Genomic DNA, 18,281 nt, shown 5'->3' with positions numbered 1-18,281 from the left:
GAAGCTCTCCTCATGCTGCTTACCGGGAGCGTCAAATTCTGGGGTCACTTCAGATGTCACAGAATCCACAGGACAAAGGAATACCTGGTCTGCGCGGAACGGAGCACATCGGCTTCACGGTTCCGAACCTTGAGCAAGCCACCTCATTTTTTGTAGATGTCATCGGTTGTGAGTTGATGTTCGAACTTGGACCGTTTGTTTCCGATGACGATTGGATGGCCATCCACCTGAATGTTCACCCAAGAACGGTGATGAGCAGGCTTCGATTCTTTCGCTGCAAATATGGCTCGAACTTCGAGATATTCCAGTACGAATCGCCTGACCAGGTCCTTACGCAGCCCAAAAACAGCGATATCGGTGGACACCATCTCGCGTTTTATGTGGAGGATCTCCCCGCAGCGGTCGAGTACTTGAAACGGAAGGGAGTGCGGCTTCTGGGCGAACCGACCCTGCGAACGACGGGGCCTAATGCGGGACAACACTGGATCTACTTCCTGTCCCCATGGGGTATGCAGTTTGAGTTAGTGAGTTTTCCGCATGGCAAGGGTTATGAGAAGCAGATGGAGGCTCGTTTGTGGCATCCCGCCAAGCCGGCGGAATAGGTGTGAGTCGATAATTCGACTCACATGGCCGTTCAAAGCGGCTGAGTAGACTAGTCAGGGAAATGTCCGCCTTATTAACAGCCATCAGTAAAGCATGGGCTAAACATTCGTTATAACTGATTGAGGAGATTTGGAGGCGCGGGTCGGGATCGAACCGACGCATAAAGGTTTTGCAGTTCAGGTATTTTATTCTAACTAGTTGATAAAACGCGTCAATTTCGTCGAATGATGTACTCGAAAGAGCGTGTTTTAGTATCGTTTTTCCCCTTATTGGCAGCCAATTGGCAACCACGAATTTCGGAGAAATGAGCAGGTTCAGGACAGATACTTTCCAGCGTTGTAGACCACCGCCTCAATCGGCTCCTGCCATCTTTGGTCAGGAGTTCCATCTACCTTTAGCCGCTTGATACCGCTTTTCATCCAGGTCTCTTCAATCGTGGGTGGATAAACACTGACTTCAAAGACTGACTTGCTCAACATACGGTTGTGTCCTTGGCATCTTGTGTAGAAGCGTACAGAGTCTGTTAGCCGGAGTGTGGATTGGAGTCGATAACCTGGGCTTGGCGAGCCGTAGGGTCAGTTATGGTATGGAAGCTGAGACGGCTGTCGGATTCGACTCCAGTCTTAAATTGGCCCACCAGCTTTAATTCTCCGCAGAAAAGGCTTCGGTTTCAGTAGACGCATGGGTAGCTGCGAATATTAAACAGTACAGAATCAGGTCCATATTAGCCTTAGCCCTCTGTCGAACAGTCTTGGCGGAAATGACAGTGGGATTTCGTTCGCGCATGTCTCGTGTTTTATCTAGATGAAGGTATCTCGGCTTTATTTTGCATGGAAGACGGCGCGGTTGATGTCGGGCCAGAACTCTTTGAAGAAGAAGGTTCCGGCGTCGATGCCGACGTTGGTTCCCCAGCGGCTGGCCGTGTTGTTGAAGCCGCGTTGGCTCCGCGGATAGTAGAGGTTGGAGATTCCGGCGGCTATGCCTGCCCCGACGACTTCGCTGGAGTTGAAGGTTTCGCCGCCGCTGTCGGTGCGTGTGACGACGGCGCGGCTGAGGGAGTAGCCGGTGCGCTTCCAGAAGCCTCCGCGGCCGAGGGTGTAGTAGCGGGTGTCCTGGCGGGTGATAGTGGGGACGATGAATTCGACGGCGTAGTTTTCGACGGTCTGATCGGCGAAGCTGTGCCAGTAGTAGCGGCCATAGCCTGCGGCGCCCTGATGGAACTCTGGGGTTTGATTCAGGCCCATCTGCACGCCGGCGAGGATACCGACGAAGATGATGGCGGAGTAGTCGAAGCTGTCCTCGCTGGCGGTGACGAATTTGTCTTTAACGCTCTGGGGCGGGAGCTGCGTGTCGGCGGAGACAGCGCGGAAGTTGGGGATGATGCCAAGGATGCGCTTGGTCTGCTGACCTGCCTGGGAGTCAGAGGACGGTGAGCCTGTGCTACTCGAGGAGCCGGATTGAGTGATCGTGCCGGGTGATTCGGGAAGCGGAATCGTTGAGGAGGAGCTTTGCGCGTTCGCGTGAAGCGAGAAAGCAAAACAACAGAGGAGTGCGGAGAGCTTGACGTTCATACGACAGGTTCCCATGTAGACTCATTCGCTTGATTCAGAAGATGACTGCTAGATTCTTGAGACGAAGGGCAGAGTTCAAAGGAAAGCAGGTGTGTGCCCTTGGGCGGCATCTATATATATTTACCGAGGTGGTAGAGAACGGCTTCCAAAGGGTCGTTCCAGCTTGTGTTGGGGCTCAATCTTGAGGCGAGGTTGGATCCGAGTAAAAAGTATCTATTTCGGCGGTACGACCACAAAGGCGACTTTGTTCATTGCCCCAGTATTGATATCCGCCGAAGAAATTCTTCTAAACTTGTCGTTGAATTATTCAACTGCCCTATAAGGGCGCTGGGCGGCATAGCCAAGACGAGATATTGTGGGAGTACAAAACCTCAATTAGCTTCTCGGTATACTCGACAACCGTTGTCAAGTGAATTATCGTTCAGTCCTAATTTGAGATCGATTCCAGGTATTGATAATCCCTTCTTGCCGCTTCGATTGCAGTGGTCCAGAAAAATGGTGGTTCCTGCTCGATAAAGAAATGCTCTACACCTGCAGCTTTGGCCGCAATCAGGATCGATTTGTATTTAATGTATCCGGTACCGAGGACTGTTCCCTGGGGCACCTCAGAACGTTCAAGTGACGTGCTTGGCTGAGCGGTCCGCATGAAGTCCTTGATATGCACCATGCGATAGCGATTCGGAAACCGTTTAAAGTATACTGTGCGACTCGCCTGTTAACCGAAAGTCCATAAGCCTTTCGGAGGGAGCAATGCGCTTCGTCCTTGAAGCGCTCCTTCAGTCCCAAGTGGCGGGTTATGGTCTCCAGGCCTTTCAGGAAAAGCCTAAATACGCGGATTATTTCTTCCCAAACTTGCAGGCGATTTCTAGGGAGAGGTCCATTTAGGGTACATTCTTTGGAAAGGTTTCCTAAAATCGTTTGGTTGTATTTTTGCTATTAGGATTTAATTTTCACCATCGAAATGTGATATGAAGATAGATTTGTTGTGACTGCTTCGATTTGATGTGGTTGTGTCTGAATTGTGAACCGGGGTTGTTTTGAGTTCTTTGTGGGATGTTTATAGCCATGAGTGTGAAAAAGCATTCTCTTTCGGGTGGAGTCACGCTGCAGGCCGTCGCGAGAGTGGCAGGAGTCACGATCGCGACAGCCTCGCGTTCGTTGAACGACGCTTATGGCGTTCACCCAGCGACGCGTGCGCGTGTTCTTCAGATCGCGAAGAGGCTCAACTACACGCCCAACCGCTTTGCACGCGGTCTCGTTACTGGACGCTCGGACATGATTGGCCTCATCGTGAGCGATGTTCGCAACTCGTACTTTGCAGAGGTGGCGAGGGGAGTGGAGGATGCTGCGCTCGAGGCAGGGCGCGACGTGATGCTGTGCAACAGCGATCTGAACTCCGCGCGGCAGATGAAATCCATCGCCTCTCTTCTCGATAAGCGGGCTGAGGCCATTATCATGAACTCGGTTGCGGCGCTCTCTCGTGCGGACCAGCAGCAGATTGCTGCTGTCGATGTACCGATTGTGCTGCTTAATCGGACCGGACGCGACGGCACCTTCTCTACGGTCAGCGCCGACAATGAAAAGGGCGGCCGGCTCGCGGCGGAGTGTCTGTTGCGTAACGGTCACCGCAACGTCATCCATCTGACTGGGCCTAAGAGTCATGCCAACCTGGCTCGCAGAGCGCAGTCCTTCCTCAAGGCAATGTCCGCACAGCGCGGCACCAGGGTTCAGACGATTCATGCCATTCACACGCTACAGGGTGGCTATGGCGCAGCGCAGGAGTTGTTCCGCTCGATGAAGGGCGCGACAGCCATCTTCACCGGCAATGACGTCATGGCGTTTGGTGTGATGCGCGCGGCAATTGAGGCTGGCATCCGGATTCCACGCGATATCTCGCTGATTGGCTTCGACGATGTAGAGCTCGCAGCTATGAGCTTTCCGCCGCTGACAACGGTCCATCAACCCAAGTACAGTGTAGGCCGCGCTGCGCTCGAGATAGTGAAGGAGCTTCTGGAATCTGGCGAGCACACGCCGCGGCATCGCGTACTCGATGTAAAGCTGGTCGAACGCGCTTCAGTCGCGAAGATTTCAAAATGACCGTGGCGCTTTTAAACCAATGAAGGTATCATCAAAAGCTCCGGAACCGTCACACGAGGCGGCATCTGCATGATGTGAAGGATCGTCTTCGCGACATCCTCCGGCCTAAGAGCCTTTTCAAGCGTGTCGGCCGAGAGCTTCTCCGGTCGTTTTTCCACCAGCTCCGTATTGGTCAGGCCCGGCATGATGCAGCATGTGCGTATGCCGGATGCTCGTTCCTCGAGTCGGATGGCATGTGCCAGTCCAAGCAGACCGCGCTTGGAGGCCTGATAGGCGGCACCCGACATATCGGCGATCGCTCCTGCCGTCGATGAGACGTAGATGATGTGGCCTGCTCCAGCTTTGCGCATGTAGGGCAAAACTGCGTGCGAGAGATAGAATGCACCGGTCAGGTTGGTCTCGATCACATTGTTCCACGTCGTCGGAGGCATAACCTTCATGGCGCGGTCGGCGGTGTTTGTGCCAGTAGCGTACACGGCAATGTCGATGCGGCCATGCTCAGCAATAACGCTGTCGGCCAGCGCCATCATGTCGTCGAGATTGCCAGCGTCGGCTCTGTGGATTCCGATAGTTGTCCCCTCCGTGGCGAGCTTCGACTGCATGGTCTGCAGGCGATCTTCGCGCCGGGCGGCCGCCACCACAATGGCTCCTGCATTCGCTGCCATTACTGCGACTGCCTGGCCAATGCCACTGGAAGCTCCGACTATAACTACGACCTGCGACTTGAGAAATTTGGACATAGACCTTCCGCTGAAACTACATTTTTAGAGCTTCGATAGTCTCAGACTATCGCCTCGATGCGTGTTGCTGTCAATGTTCTGCGAGATACTTTGATGCCCCTGGCTACACTCTTGTTGACAGGAATGCGGTCATTGCCTGAAGATTCTTCGGAAACGCTTCCAAGACTGCGTGGCGCGGCGAATTGCCTCGCTCCAAATCTGAGCTATGGCCACTAGCTCTCCATCCAGGGCGGAATTGTTTTCAGGGGAAGGGAATCCGATGCGCAGTTTAAATCTGATACTGGCTCTCATGGGCAGCCTGGTTCTTCCGGGGTGCAGCAGGGCACAGGACGTGCTGATCGTAGCTGATGAATTTCATGCGATGCAGGTACTGGCAGCTCACCTTGAGCAGGACACCAAAGTGCATACGCGCATCGTCGGCCAGCTTGAGATGCCGCCTTCGCTCGTATCTTATCGTGCTGTTATGGTCTACCTGCACGGCGAGCTACAGGCAGGCGCGGAACACAAATTTATCCAGTACGCCAATGATGGCGGCGACCTGATCCTGCTGCATCACACTATCAGCTCGCGCAAGCGAGAGAACAAGGACTGGTACAACTTCCTTCATATCGAGCTACCGTCGAAGCCGTTCGACGACGGTGGCTATGCCTACTTCGCTCCGGTCACCTACCAGGTCGTGAATCTTGCCTCTGGAAGTCCAATCATGCAGAAGGTCATCTTTGATCAAAAGGCGGCGTTCGCCGATCCTTCCGGCACAGTGGAAAGCACATTACCTGCCACATCGTTTCCTGACACTGAGGTGTACGTGAACCACGTGTTGACCGGGCAACGCACTCTGCTGCTCGGTATGAAGTATACCGACTCGAAGACAGGCAAGATCTACATGCAAGATACTGCGGGGTGGATGATGCCCGCGGCCAAAGGAGTCGTGTTTTATTTCATGATGGGCCATCGCGCCGAAGATTTTGACAACGCCGCGTACCGGCAGATCCTGGATAACGCCGTGGAGTATCGGAAGTGATGGTTATAAGGCTTCGAAATAAAAACAGGAAGACCATTCGTCTGCATGTTGTCGTTCGGATCACGATGCTTGCTGTCGTCGCATTGTGGGTGGGTTCTGCCACAGCTCAGTCAGTGATCTCGCAGGATGTGAAGAACGGCAAAGCCCGTTACGATAGCCTGTGCGCTGGTTGCCACGGCGCCGACGGTATTGGAACCGAACATGCGCCGCGGCTCGCCGACAATCCTGACCTCAGAGGACGGTCGAAAGAACGTATCCACGGCACTATCGCTGCGGGATTTCCGGCTTCTGGCATGCCACCTTTCGGTGGGCTTCCTGTGCAGGACCTTGACGATCTCTCTGCCTATGTTCGCTCGCTAAATCTTCCAGCCGGTGAGTCGGTCAGCATAGGAGACGCCGCTGCGGGCAAGCAGTACTTCTGGAGTGGAGGGAAGTGCAGCAGTTGTCACATGGTGCATGGCATAGGCTCCTCGATTGGACCCGATCTCTCTGACATCGGTGCGAGGCTCAGCGTATCGTCTATCCGACATGTGCTTACTGCTCCTGACCTCAACATTACGCCGGGCTATGAGGCGGCCACTGTCGTTACAAAGCGTACAGGCAAAACACTGCACGGCTTCCTTCGCAATCAGACTAACTACGATCTGCACCTGCAGGACATGAATGGCGTCTTTCACCTGTTGCCGCTCAGCGAAGTTGCATCCGTCACGAAGGACAAACACGCAACGATGAAGCCTATCGATCTGCCGCAGACCGCCATGCAGAACCTTACGGCCTATCTCAGCAGCCTGACTGGAGTCGAGCCTGGTGCTCTGCCAGCTCCCAACACAACGCCCGGCCCCAGCGCAATCGAGTTTGATGGGATTCTTCACCCCAAACCCGGCAACTGGCCCACCTACAACGGCAATCTCAGCGCCAACCGTTACAGCCCACTGACTGGTATCAATCGCGGAAACGTTGATCGCCTGCTGCTGAAGTGGATTGCGCCGATGCCGCAGCTCGGCCTCGAGGCCACGCCGATCGTAGTCGACGGCATCATGTACTTCTCCGGTCAGAATCAGGCCTATGCGATGGATGCAAAAACCGGCCGGACCATCTGGCGTTACTTCAGGCCACCTACTCCGGGTCTTGTGGGAGATGCGTCTGTCGGCACCAATCGAGGCCCAGCCATTTTTCGAGACAAGATCTTCGTTACCACCGACAACGCGCATCTTCTGGCGCTCAACCGCGTCACCGGCAAAGTGATGTGGGAGGTTGTCATGCCGGAGGAGAAAGAGCACTACGGCTCCACTGTATCGCCGCTCATTCTTAACGATACAGTGATCGCAGGCGTCTCCGGTGGAGACTGGGGAATGCGCGGCTTCGTCGTCTGTTACGACACGGCGACAGGTAAGCTGCTATGGCGTCACTGGACCCTGCCTGGCCCGGGTGAACCCGGCATCGAGACCTGGGGTAAGGAGTGGCCGCGTCTCGCTGGAGGCTCCACCTGGCTTACCGGATCATATGATCCTGAGACCGACACTCTCTTCTGGCCCACCGGCAATCCGTGGCCCGACTCCGACGACCGCGACCGGCCGGGTGACAATCTTTACACCAACAGCATCCTCGCGCTCGATCCTCACACCGGCAAGATGAAGTGGTACTTCCAGTTCACGCCGCACGACACAGCCGATCGTGATGCTGTGGAGCCGCCGGTACTCGTCAACGAGGTCTACCGCGGCAAGCCGATGAAGCTTCTGCTGCATGCAGATCGTAACGGTTTCTTTTACGTCTTTGACCGCACCAACGGCAAGCTGCTACTGGCGAAGAGTTTTCTCAAGCAGTTGAACTGGGCCACGGGCATCGACTCCAATGGACGTCCGCAACTCGCAACCTTCAGTGGTCCTGTTGCTACACGCCAGCGTAAATGCCCGGACAACGCCGCCAATTGGAGCTCCACTGCTTTCAGCCCCGTCACGAAGCTCTACTACCTCATGACGATCGAAGACTGTGGCGACCCCTCCGCCCCTCTTGGCTCGAAGGAGGCGAACGGACCCGGCCAGCGCGTGCTGAAGGCGCTCGACATCGAAACGGGAGCCGTCAAGTGGGAGATTCCGCAGCCTGGGCCTCTGGTGCTGAAGACCTGGTCCGGCGTGCTCGGCACTGCCAGCGGCCTTATCTTCTATGCCGACCCAAACGGGGCCTTCGTCGCGGCTGACGAAAAGACCGGAAAAATTCTTTGGCACTACGATACGAACGTCGGTATGAAAGGGCCACCGATGACCTACGCTGTCGACGGCAGGCAGTACGTCGCCATTACCGCAGGTTCAACGCTGCTCTCTTTCGCGCTGCCTGCGCAGCCTACGATCGCAGCCAACAAGGCAACCAAATGATACGAGTGAGGTCTGAGATGAAACGGAAAGTGATGGAATCCGGAATGTCGCGTCGTTCGCTGCTGATGGGAGCGGCTATGACCGGCGCTTTCCAGGCACTCGGTTCGGGATTTGCGCGCGCCGAAGCATCGCCACTGACCGCAGCGCCCGATGTAGGCGGCAAGCTGAAGGTCTCCATCTTCTCCAAGCATCTACAGTGGCTCAGCGTGCCAGAAGCTGCAGCGCTGGCGAAGCAGATCGGCTTCGATGCAATCGATCTTACCGTGCGTGCCGAGGGCCATGTACTGCCTGAGCGCGTTGCTACGGATCTGCCCATTGCTGTCGAACAGATCCGCAAGGCAGGCCTTGAGGTCTCCATGATCACCACCGACATAACACCCGATACGATGGCCTCGGCGGAGGCAGTGCTTAAGACTGCTTCGAAGCTGGGGATCCACCGCTATCGCTGGGGCGGTCTGAAGTACGACAATACACAGCCGATCCCGGCGCAGATCGAAGCCATGCGTCCGAAGATGCGTGCTCTCACCGATCTCAACCGCCGCACGCAGGTCTGCGGAATGTATCACACGCACTCTGGCCCCGGAATGGTTGGCGCATGCATCTGGGACCTCTGGCTTATGTTCCGTGATCTCGATCCGCAGTGGATGGGGATCAACTACGACATCGGCCATGCTACCGTCGAAGGCGGATACGGTGGCTGGATCGCTACTTCGAAGTTGGTCAAAGACTACATGCGCGGCGTTGCCATGAAGGACTTCATCTGGCAACGCAATACCAAGGGCTCCACCCACACCGATCCTTATGACAAGAGTCTCGGAGTCGAAGGCGCGTTCGTTCCGCACTGGTGCGCCATAGACACTGGCATGGTTCACTTCGACGGCTTCTTCGAGATTATCAAGGCCGATAGCTTCTCCGGCCCCGTGCAACTGCACTTCGAATACCCGCTTGGCGGCGCGGAGAACGGCAAGAAGACTCTCTCTCTGCCGCGTGAGCAGGTTGTTGAGGCTATGAGCAGAGACCTGAAGGCTGTTCGTGCCCACATGGCGAAACAGGACCTTGTTTAGCCAGGCGTCGCTTTAATTTTGAAATGCCTCGGAGGCTAAGAGATGGAGAAGGCGACGGAAACGCAGCTGAGATGGGTTGTACTCGGGATGACCTTTCTGGCGACAGTGATCAACTACCTCGACCGGCAGACGCTTTCCGTGATGGCTCCCGTATTGCTGGATCAGTTTCATATCTCCGCCGGAACATATAGCCAGATCATCTTCGCGTTCATGCTCGCATACACAATCATGAACGGCATCTCCGGCCCACTGCTCGATCGTCTTGGCAGTCGCATCGGCTATTCGCTCACCATCGCCTTCTGGTCCGCGGCTGAGGTGCTCACCGCGGCTGCGACCGGAGCACTCTCGCTTGGCATATTTCGCTTTCTTCTCGGTATGGGCGAGGCCGGCAATTACCCGGCTGGCGTAAAAGTCATCGGGGAGTGGTTCCCGCCCAGGGAGCGCTCGCTGGCCTCGGGCATCTTCAACAGTGGCGCTGCCATTGGAGCGATGCTCGCGCCACCGCTGCTTGCCTGGGCTGCTATTACCTTCGGTTGGCGCGCCTCATTCATCATCGTCGGCCTCTGCGGCTTTGTATGGATGGTTGTGTGGCTCGTCGTGTACCGCAATCCACCACTCAATCCCGCCGAGCCTGACCTCCCTCCACCGCCTGTGATGAGTCTCGTGCGCGATCGCTTCGTCTGGCAGTTCACGCTCTCCAAGGTATTTGCCGATCCTGTCTGGTACTTTTACACCTTCTGGTTTCCGCAGTACCTCAAGGTGGGCCACGGATTCACGCTCGTTCAGATCGGTAAGATTGGCTGGATTCCCTTTGCCACTGCGGGTATTGGAAACCTCGCAGGAGGCTTCCTGACGATGCTCATTCTGCGCATCGGTGTCTCTGACCAGACCGCGCGCCGTGTCAGCGTGCTTGTCTTCTCCGCTTGTATGGTCGTCGCGTTTCCAGCCGCCATGGTAAGCAGCGCGACTCTCAGCATCGCGCTCATCTCGGTCGCAACCTTCGGCTATAGCGGAGCGCTCGCCAACGTCCTCGCACTTCCGCGCGACGTCTTTCCCAAAAACGCCGTAGCTTCCATCTGGGGACTTGCCAGCATGGGTTCGGGCTTCGGCGGTATGGTCTTTAGTCTCGCTACCGGTTGGCTCGTCGATCACTACTCGTTCCGCCCCGTCTTCATGCTTTTCGGAACGCTGCCAGTCATCGCAGCCATTCTCATCTGGACGCTGCCGCGTGTTCGCGCTGGGGCAACCGACTCACTCGCAGCCACGGCCTGAGTCTTAGCGCAGAAACGGCGTCGTACAGGAGAACCTGCGCAGACGCCGTTCCTTCTGATTACAGCTTTCGTGTCACGCCATCAGGAAGCCGCCATTGATCTCGATCACCTGTCCATGGATAAAGGTCGATCGGTCGCTAGCAAGAAAGACCACCAGGTCCGCAATCTCTTCCGACGTTCCCAACCGGCCGATTGGAGTGGCTGAGCGCACTCCATCGAGTCCCTCCGTGGTAGAAAAAGCGCGGTGATAGCCTGTGTCGATGGTTCCGGGCGAGATGCAGTTCACCCGCACTCCCTGTGGTGCAAACTCCTTCGTCAACCCCTTGGTCATGGCAGACACGGCAGCCTTTGCAGACGAGTATGCCAGTGCTCCCAGTCCGCCGCCAAAACGCGCCGCCACTGAAGACATGTTGATGATGACGCCGCTCTTGCGTTCGGCCATCCCACGGACTGCCGCTTGCGACAGGAAGAAAGCGCTAGTCAGGTTCAGCATCATGACCTTCTCCCATAGCTCGTGTGTGAAGTCTAGAACGCGCGTTCGCTGCACCAGGGAGCCGGCGTTGTTGACCAGGATGTCGATCTCCCGTGAGGACGCGAAGGCGCACAGACTGTCCGTGCCGCTACGAGTGCTCAGGTCTGCCTGCACGATCTCTCCATCGGCCCCGGCTACGCGCAGCTGGGCTAGGACCTCCTTCGCCTCCGTCTCCTGGGAGTTATAGTGAACGATCACATAGGCTCCCGCCTTGCCAAGTGCCACTGCCGAGGCAGCACCTATACCGCTGCTGGCGCCTGTCACGAGTGCCGTCTTGCCGGCAAGCGAGATGCCGGCCGCTGGATTGTTTGTCATAGTCTTCTAACCATACTTTCGGAGCGCAAAGGCGTAAAATTGGAAACGCTTCCGAAATCATCGCCGTCCTGACCAAGATCTGTCAACGTCGGCCTAACCGCATAGTTACTAAAAATAAAACGACCTCCCAATAGTCAAACATTACTTGACAACGGTGCGCGTACTGCGTAATTTCGGAAACGTTTACGAAACGGTTGCCGACACGTTGTCTGTTTGCTCGCTTCCGCTTCCACATTCCATGGAGCGATTCCCATGTCTATCCGTCGGTTCTTTCGACAGGTTCTACTCGCAACCACTTTTTCGCTCACATTCGCTTCGCAGTGGGCGCATGCGCAGGCTACAACCGGAACCATTCTCGGCACGGTCGCCGACGATACCGGAGCTGCTATCCCTGAGGCGATGATCACCGTACGAAACCTCGGCACGGGACAGGAACGCGTCGTCAAGTCCGATGGCAGTGGCGTCTATAACGTGTCGAACCTCCAGGTAGGCCACTACTCGGTCACGGTTACGCATGACGGCTTTGCTCCCGTCCAAATCGCCGACACCGAGCTTCAGGTAGCACAGCGCGCCACCATCAATCCCGTGCTTCATGTGGGAGCGATCAGCGCTAAGGTCGAGATCATCGCCTCGCAGGTCCCGTTGCTGAACGAAGCATCGTCCTCCGTAGGGCAAGTCATCGATACTCAGACCGTACAGAACGTACCGTTGAACGGGCGCTCCTTCTGGCAGCTCACGCAGCTCACCCCGGGTGTCAGCTTTATCCAGGGCGGTCAGAACATTCCTGCCGGTGGAACATCAATCCGCGCCAGCGCCGTCAACGTCAACGTCAACGGCCTGTCTCCGTCGTGGACCGGCTGGTATCTTGATGGCTCGAACATCACCGAGACTCAGCTCGGTGGCACCCTGATCTCGCCCAATGTCGATGCGCTGCAAGAGTTCAAGGTTGAATCCAGCAATATGCCTGCCGACTACGGCCATAGCCCGACCATCGTTAACGCGACGCTAAAAAGCGGAACCAACGCCTTTCACGGTACTGCATATGAGTTCCTCCGCAACAACGCCTTCGACGCAAAGAACTACTTCTACGTTCCTCCGGCAGGCAGTACACGCCGCAACCAGCCGCTGCATCGCAACCAATTCGGCTTTGCTGTGGGCGGGCCGATTGTTCACGACCATACATTCTTCTTTATCGATCTTCAATCCACGCTGTACCGTCTCGGACAGAACTTCGACAACATCGTTCCCAGTGCTGCAATGCGAAGTGGAAACTTTCAGGGCAGTGGAATAACGATCAAGGATCCGCTTACCGGTCTCGCGTTTGCCAACAACACCATTCCCGCAAGCCGGATCGCTCCACAAGCAGCGTACTTTCTCAAGTACATTCCTGCTGCAAACCAGGTGCGCGGGAACGTTTCCCACGCCGTACTTACCAATAGCCTCAAGCAGCAGCTTGACCTCGGAGATATCCGTGTCGACCAGACGCTATGGTCCAAGGACCACCTGACGGGTCGCTACTCTATCTCCAACAATCGCGAGACGGATCCCAATGCCTTCCCGCTGCTCGGAGGTTTTCCGCTCCGCAGTCGCGGGCAGAACGTGGTCTTGCGCGAGACCCATATTTTCTCGCCCAAGTGGCTCGCTGAATCTCAGTTCTCTTACTACCGCAGTGTCTTCTTCTTTACCAGTTCACTGCAGGGGCAAGATATTAACACTGCAGCCGGTATTCAGGGCGCAGAAGGGCTCTCTCCTCCGCAGTATTACGGTCTTCCCACCATCACTATCTCCAACTACACAGGATTCAATGGTCAGAGCGGAAGTAATTCTTACCCGAAGCAGAACAAGATCCGCTCGTGGCAGTATGTAGAACGCGTGACGTACAGCAGTGGCAAACACGAGGTTCGGTTCGGGTACGAGAACTTCCATAACCTGAATACATACATCTCTGGTTCCAGCTCTCTCGGAACCTTTGGCTTTAGCAATGCTTATTCTGGAGATAACTTCGCAGATTTCCTACTGGGCTATCCTGCCAGCGGTTCGCGCAGCTATTTCCGTTCGCTCTGGGGCGACTACGGCAACTACCAGGCCATGTATGTGCAGGATGACTACAAAATGCGCTCCAATCTCACCATCAATGCGGGTTTCCGCTGGGAGATCAATCCCTTCTACAACGGCATTAAGGGGCAGGTCACCGGCCTCAATCCTGCAAACGGCAAAATCGTCATACCAGATGATTTCTCACTTCAGGCGCAGCCCGGCACGGCAACACTCTATCCGCTCTTTTCCGATCGTCTTCAGACCACCAGCTCGCTTGGACTTCCAACCACGGTCCGTCCCACGGCAAAGGTCAACCTCGGGCCGCGTCTTGGCATAGCCTACAGCGGCCTAAAAGATACTGTCTTCCGCGCAGCCTATGGCATCTTCTATCTCTTTCCTGACAACAACGCGATCAACAACACGCAGAATGTCGTTCCGTTTGTTGCATCGCAGACGGTGAACAATACCAAGCCAACCCCCACGCTGACTCTTGGCAACTTCTACTTGAGTCAGCCCATCGTCGCACCAAACACGTCGAATGCCGTTTGTTCCTTCGGTTTCGTTGCAAAGTCCTGCTCGCAACCAAGTGTCAGCACGATGGAGCTAAACACAAAGAACACGTACGTGCAGGAGTACAACCTCGCCGTGCAGCATCAGTTCGGCTCCAAGCTTTCGCTTGACGTTGCCTACGTAGGCAACCGTTCGCTGCACATCGTCCAGCCCTTTCAGGTCAACGATCCCTACCCTGGTCCTGGAACCATCCAGAATCGCCGCCCACTGCAACAGTGGGGGACCATCAGCCTCTCCAGATACGCTGGTAACGGCAATTACAACGCTTTGCAGACGAAGCTCGAGACCCGCGCTCTCGCAGGAGCAACCATTCTTGTCTCCTACACCTACGGACGCTGCCTCACCGATGGAACCTTCGGTGGTCTCACGCGCGAACAGAGCGGCGGCTACTATTACTATGGTCCGTGCAACTATGATCTTCATCACAACTTCGTCACCAGCGGTGTATACGATCTTCCTTTCGGTCGTGGCAAGACCTTCGCAAGTTCGGCTAGCGGCTTCCTTCAGGGACTTGTCGGGAACTGGGGGCTCTCTGGCGTAGGCACGTTGCAGTCGGGCCTGCCCTTCACACTGACAGTCAGCGGCGATCCAGCGAATACTGGGCTTGGCTCACAGCGGCCAAACATCACCGGAACGCCGCAGATGGTGCGGCGTCCCAACTGCTGGTACTACGACTCGCGTAACACGTCCTGCCCGTCAGGAGGCACCGATGCCTTTGCTGTTCCGGCGCAGTATACCTACGGCAATGGGCAAACCAACACTATGCGGAACGATGGCCTTGTGCAGTTCGACATCTCTCTTCTCAAAAGCTTTCACTTCACCGAGACTAAATCGCTTGAATTCCGTGGAGCGTTCTTCAATATCTTCAATCACGCTACGTTTGCAACGCCGGTTACTAACATTGACTCTACCTCGGCAGGTCAGATTACCTCGACCCTTAACGCCGCGCGCTCCATCGAACTTGCTGGAAAGATCTACTTCTAACGTTCTGGTTACTCATCATTTGGCCACATCAATGGAACAATTTCAGGAGGGCCGTTCTCAAACCGTATTCTGCAGGTTGGCGGGCGTATTCTCTTCTAGCTACAGCAACTCGATATACCGCCCTGGGTGCAACGGTGAAGGAAGCAGAGAGGATTTTCGGTGTGAGGCTCAGACGGATAACAGTAACAGTCTTCGTTGTTGGAATTCTGTCGATAGTGGGATATGGGGGAGTAAAAGATAACGGAACGCCAATCAAGACACTAAGCGGCTTGGTGACGGGTGTACAACGTGCAGGATCGTCCGTGATGGCTTACAAAGGAATTCCATATGCTGCGCCGCCGGTAGGGGAGCTGCGGTGGCGTCCGCCTATGCCTGTGGCGCCATGGAAAGGTGTGCGCAAAGCGGACCATTTCGAAGCGAGCTGCATGCAGAAGATTCGCGGGGAACATCTGCCGTGGACACGGCAGTTTATGGCACAGTATCCGATCAGCGAAGACTGTCTATACCTCAACGTGTGGACCGCGGGCAAATCCTCGTCAGACGAGCGTCGACCCGTCCTGGTATGGATTCACGGTGGTGGGTTTGTTGAAGGATCAGCTGCACCAGAAGTTTACAGTGGGGAAGGGCTGGCGAAGCGAGGAGTCGTGTTCGTCTCAATCAACTATCGTCTGGGAGTCTTCGGCTTTCTGTCACATCCAGGCCTGACGAGCGAATCACCGCATCACGCGTCGGGAGACTATGGGTTGATGGATGCTATCGCCGCGTTGAATTGGGTGAAGAAAAACATCGCGGCATTTGGTGGCGATCCGAACCGAATCACTGTTGCAGGACAATCTTCAGGGGCGGCAGCTGTGATTTACCTTACCGCATCGTCGATGGCAAAAGGGCTCTTTCAGAGGGCAATCGTTGAAAGCGGAGCTTACCTGACTCCGCCCTCCACTTTCTCGCTCAAGGATGCGGAGAAGAATGGGATAACGTTCGCACGAGTGAGCGGAGCACACACTATTAAGGAGTTGCGGGCTCTGAAGGCAGACGACTTACTGAAGGCACAAGACATCGCGAGTGTCCGTTTTCGTCCTGATGTGGACGGAATGTTTCTTCCGCAGACCGTTACGGAGATCTTTGCCTCAGGAAAGCAAAATGACGTCCCGACAATAACGGGACAGACCGCTGACGAAGGGAGCAGTTCGTCGAATTATGGAAAGACAGATGTCGCTAGCTACGTTAGCGCAGCGAAGGAGACTTACGGCTCACTCTTGGAGGAATATCTGAGACTCTACCCTGGAAGGACTGACCAGGAGGCAGGTGAGTCGCTGAAGGCAAGTGCACGCGATCTTAACCGGGTGGCGATGTCATTGTGGGCAGAAGAGCGCGCGGCGACGGCGCAAACAGCTAGCTTCACGTACTTCTTTGACCGAGCCATTCCGTGGCCGGACCATCCGGAGTTTGGCGCGTTCCATTCGGCAGAGATTCCGTATGCTCTGGGAAATCTTAGTGTGTTGGATCGACCATTTGAGCCTTCAGATTATGCGTTGGAACGGATGATGTCTGAATATTGGATTCAATTCGTTCGCACAGGCGATCCGAATACGCAGGGTTTGCCCATCTGGCCCGCATCAAAGCACGGAGCACACACCACAATGGAACTTGGTATCGACGTAGAGTCGCGGCCCGTTGCGACCGATGAGATCTTCGGATTCTGGAAAAACTATTTGGCGCGGCAGCAGGGTGTTTGCTGTGCCCCAGGAAAGTAGTTTAGGAGATATGTGCCTGCCGCCGAACGGGTGCTCCTCATGGCTTTGCAAATACGACATGACACAGCACCATTCCTGACTTCCTGGCGATATGTGACATGGATGGAGTTCTTCAGCATCGTCTTTTGGAGCAGGTTGCCCATCCAGGTTGTCAGGACTGATCCCGTCGTATCTCATTTTCAGCCTAGGCCCCATAAGAGAGGCCGAGGAACCGCTTTACGCGTTGCATGGAATTACTGCCCAAACTCGAATCTGTCTTTTCGTTTCTTGCGATCGATTTTGCTTGCAGATCCTTGCGTCTGCAAAACAATGAATTCCATTTTCAGCCAACGGCAACGGGAATGAAGGAGGGAGGGGTGTGCATCAATAAATGTGGGCAGAGAAATGTGGGCAGAGCTGGAAGCATCGACGAATTCAGAGCAAGACTCAATGCAGCGGCGTAAGCAGAGGAGGCTGGGCTGGCTCCTGTTACTGGTGGCGCTGACCATTGGTATTTAGGGCGTATCCGCAATGTCGGATCGATACATTCTGACCACTGGTATGGGAATGCTGCGGACCTGGCAAAGAAATCAGCAATCGGAGTTTATCCAATTGGCGGCTGGTGGAAAGAGATCCTGGCCATGCTCGATGAACGTCGTGTCCGCTATGGTTTGATCGTTTCCATTCGTCCAACCAACGGCGATGTTGATATCTATACATCCGTTCAGACGCTGATTACGCTGTCCATCGGCATAAGCACATAAACTCAGCTCTGGGGCGAATGATGTAATTGGGAATTAAAGCTTCGGCGGTTCGAATCCACTTCATCCCTAAACTATTGGTTTTGCAGCGTTGGCCAGAGACGGGATCGAACCGCCGACGCCGGCCTTTTCAGGGTCCCTGCCAATGAATCTAAGTGGCTTAGAAACCAGCGGACGCGATTGATACGAAAGATGTTAGAGCGCCACCGAATTAGGATTGGTTGGGATCATTTGGGATGGTTTCCTCCCAGGTTGTTCCCGTATTATTCCCCGCGCCAAACGTCAAAGCGAGGGAGCGGCGCGCCATTTTTAATAGAAACTTCATATCTAAATCTAGACCTCCTATTGACTTTTGTTGGGCAGCTGAGGGTTGAGCGAGCTTTCTACGCTTTGAAAATCCCTTCCACCCAGAATCCATAGACACTCGTTCTTTACGTAAATCAATCCACGTATACATAAGTAAATAAATAGGATAAGTCCTCTATGTCAGTTATACGGTGAATTAACTTGCCGGTCGTTAGTAGGCACCGATTTAACACACATAACCGCTGAGACTTCCTTTTTCCTTTGCACCGAACGAGAAGCCATGATTTTTCGGCGGGCTAAAACA

The 18,281-nt window shown here is 55.1% G+C and carries 14 protein-coding genes; 9 read left to right on the top strand and 5 right to left on the bottom strand.

The window, feature by feature from the left end:
• Positions 1–53 precede the first annotated feature (53 nt).
• Positions 54–602, top strand: a complete 549-nt coding sequence (locus tag H7846_RS12360) for a VOC family protein (RefSeq protein ID WP_186692461.1) — start codon at positions 54–56, stop codon at positions 600–602.
• Between the two features lie 315 nt (positions 603–917).
• Here H7846_RS12360 and H7846_RS12355 read toward each other — a convergent pair whose 3' ends face one another.
• From H7846_RS12355 to H7846_RS12345, 3 genes are all read right to left on the bottom strand, one after another.
• Positions 918–1,082 (bottom strand): hypothetical protein, encoded by a 165-nt coding sequence (locus H7846_RS12355; protein ID WP_186692459.1) that lies wholly within the window; start codon positions 1,080–1,082, stop codon positions 918–920.
• A gap of 342 nt (positions 1,083–1,424) precedes the next feature.
• Positions 1,425–2,189 carry a hypothetical protein gene (locus H7846_RS12350; protein ID WP_186692457.1) on the bottom strand — a complete coding sequence of 255 codons (765 nt, stop codon included), beginning with the start codon at positions 2,187–2,189 and terminating at the stop codon, positions 1,425–1,427.
• Positions 2,190–2,601: 412 nt separating this feature from the next.
• A complete protein-coding gene (locus H7846_RS12345; protein ID WP_186692455.1) occupies positions 2,602–2,841 on the bottom strand; it encodes a hypothetical protein in 240 nt (79 codons plus the stop codon).
• A gap of 398 nt (positions 2,842–3,239) precedes the next feature.
• Here H7846_RS12345 and H7846_RS12340 point away from each other — a divergent pair, with 398 nt between their 5' ends.
• Positions 3,240–4,271, top strand: a complete 1,032-nt coding sequence (locus tag H7846_RS12340; protein ID WP_186692453.1) for a LacI family DNA-binding transcriptional regulator — start codon at positions 3,240–3,242, stop codon at positions 4,269–4,271.
• A gap of 11 nt (positions 4,272–4,282) precedes the next feature.
• Here the strand turns inward: H7846_RS12340 and H7846_RS12335 are convergent, their stop codons facing one another.
• Positions 4,283–5,011 carry an SDR family oxidoreductase gene (locus H7846_RS12335; protein ID WP_186692451.1) on the bottom strand — a complete coding sequence of 243 codons (729 nt, stop codon included), beginning with the start codon at positions 5,009–5,011 and terminating at the stop codon, positions 4,283–4,285.
• A 259-nt stretch (positions 5,012–5,270) separates the two neighbouring features.
• On the opposite strand from H7846_RS12335, the gene H7846_RS12330 reads away from it, so the two are divergent.
• From H7846_RS12330 to H7846_RS12315, 4 genes are read left to right on the top strand one after another with little or no spacing between them, the layout of a single operon-like run.
• Positions 5,271–6,032 (top strand): ThuA domain-containing protein, encoded by a 762-nt coding sequence (locus tag H7846_RS12330; protein ID WP_186692449.1) that lies wholly within the window; start codon positions 5,271–5,273, stop codon positions 6,030–6,032.
• The gene (locus tag H7846_RS12325; RefSeq protein WP_255460994.1) at positions 6,032–8,404 is read left to right on the top strand and encodes an outer membrane protein assembly factor BamB family protein; all 2,373 of its coding nucleotides are present in this window, start codon (positions 6,032–6,034) and stop codon (positions 8,402–8,404) included. The genes H7846_RS12330 and H7846_RS12325 overlap by 1 nt, the downstream gene beginning before the upstream one ends.
• Before the next feature lie 17 nt (positions 8,405–8,421).
• Entirely contained in the window at positions 8,422–9,468 is a 1,047-nt protein-coding gene (locus tag H7846_RS12320; RefSeq protein ID WP_186692445.1) for a sugar phosphate isomerase/epimerase family protein, read from the top strand.
• Between the two features lie 42 nt (positions 9,469–9,510).
• A complete protein-coding gene (locus H7846_RS12315; RefSeq protein WP_186692443.1) occupies positions 9,511–10,740 on the top strand; it encodes an MFS transporter in 1,230 nt (409 codons plus the stop codon).
• Between the two features lie 72 nt (positions 10,741–10,812).
• Here H7846_RS12315 and H7846_RS12310 read toward each other — a convergent pair whose 3' ends face one another.
• Positions 10,813–11,586, bottom strand: a complete 774-nt coding sequence (locus tag H7846_RS12310) for an SDR family NAD(P)-dependent oxidoreductase (protein ID WP_186692441.1) — start codon at positions 11,584–11,586, stop codon at positions 10,813–10,815.
• 252 nt (positions 11,587–11,838) lie between these two features.
• Between H7846_RS12310 and H7846_RS18185 the strand changes: the two genes are divergently transcribed.
• The 3 genes from H7846_RS18185 to H7846_RS18000 all read left to right on the top strand — a co-directional run bounded on the left by H7846_RS18185 (position 11,839) and on the right by H7846_RS18000 (position 17,674).
• Entirely contained in the window at positions 11,839–15,177 is a 3,339-nt protein-coding gene (locus H7846_RS18185) for a TonB-dependent receptor (RefSeq protein ID WP_186692440.1), read from the top strand.
• Positions 15,178–15,338: 161 nt separating this feature from the next.
• Positions 15,339–16,931, top strand: a complete 1,593-nt coding sequence (locus tag H7846_RS12300) for a carboxylesterase/lipase family protein (protein ID WP_186692439.1) — start codon at positions 15,339–15,341, stop codon at positions 16,929–16,931.
• Between the two features lie 620 nt (positions 16,932–17,551).
• Positions 17,552–17,674 carry a hypothetical protein gene (locus H7846_RS18000; protein ID WP_255460607.1) on the top strand — a complete coding sequence of 41 codons (123 nt, stop codon included), beginning with the start codon at positions 17,552–17,554 and terminating at the stop codon, positions 17,672–17,674.
• Positions 17,675–18,281: the final 607 nt, after the last annotated feature.

Origin of the sequence: Edaphobacter sp. 4G125, from assembly GCF_014274685.1 — a bacterium.
GTDB lineage: Bacteria > Acidobacteriota > Terriglobia > Terriglobales > Acidobacteriaceae > Edaphobacter.
Note: the sequence above shows the minus strand (reverse complement) of the source record. Positions and strands in the feature narration are given on the sequence as shown.

Excerpts from the sequence above, each read along its gene's own strand:
- H7846_RS12360 (WP_186692461.1), top strand. The coding sequence starts at position 54 with ATGTCACAGAATCCACAGGACAAAGGAATACCTGGTCTGCGCGGAACG.
- H7846_RS12355 (WP_186692459.1), bottom strand. The coding sequence starts at position 1,082 with ATGTTGAGCAAGTCAGTCTTTGAAGTCAGTGTTTATCCACCCACGATT.
- H7846_RS12350 (WP_186692457.1), bottom strand. The coding sequence starts at position 2,189 with ATGGGAACCTGTCGTATGAACGTCAAGCTCTCCGCACTCCTCTGTTGT.
- H7846_RS12345 (WP_186692455.1), bottom strand. The coding sequence starts at position 2,841 with ATGGTGCATATCAAGGACTTCATGCGGACCGCTCAGCCAAGCACGTCA.
- H7846_RS12340 (WP_186692453.1), top strand. The coding sequence starts at position 3,240 with ATGAGTGTGAAAAAGCATTCTCTTTCGGGTGGAGTCACGCTGCAGGCC.
- H7846_RS12335 (WP_186692451.1), bottom strand. The coding sequence starts at position 5,011 with ATGTCCAAATTTCTCAAGTCGCAGGTCGTAGTTATAGTCGGAGCTTCC.
- H7846_RS12330 (WP_186692449.1), top strand. The coding sequence starts at position 5,271 with ATGCGCAGTTTAAATCTGATACTGGCTCTCATGGGCAGCCTGGTTCTT.
- H7846_RS12325 (WP_255460994.1), top strand. The coding sequence starts at position 6,032 with ATGGTTATAAGGCTTCGAAATAAAAACAGGAAGACCATTCGTCTGCAT.
- H7846_RS12320 (WP_186692445.1), top strand. The coding sequence starts at position 8,422 with ATGAAACGGAAAGTGATGGAATCCGGAATGTCGCGTCGTTCGCTGCTG.
- H7846_RS12315 (WP_186692443.1), top strand. The coding sequence starts at position 9,511 with ATGGAGAAGGCGACGGAAACGCAGCTGAGATGGGTTGTACTCGGGATG.
- H7846_RS12310 (WP_186692441.1), bottom strand. The coding sequence starts at position 11,586 with ATGACAAACAATCCAGCGGCCGGCATCTCGCTTGCCGGCAAGACGGCA.
- H7846_RS18185 (WP_186692440.1), top strand. The coding sequence starts at position 11,839 with ATGTCTATCCGTCGGTTCTTTCGACAGGTTCTACTCGCAACCACTTTT.
- H7846_RS18000 (WP_255460607.1), top strand. The coding sequence starts at position 17,552 with ATGCTCGATGAACGTCGTGTCCGCTATGGTTTGATCGTTTCCATTCGT.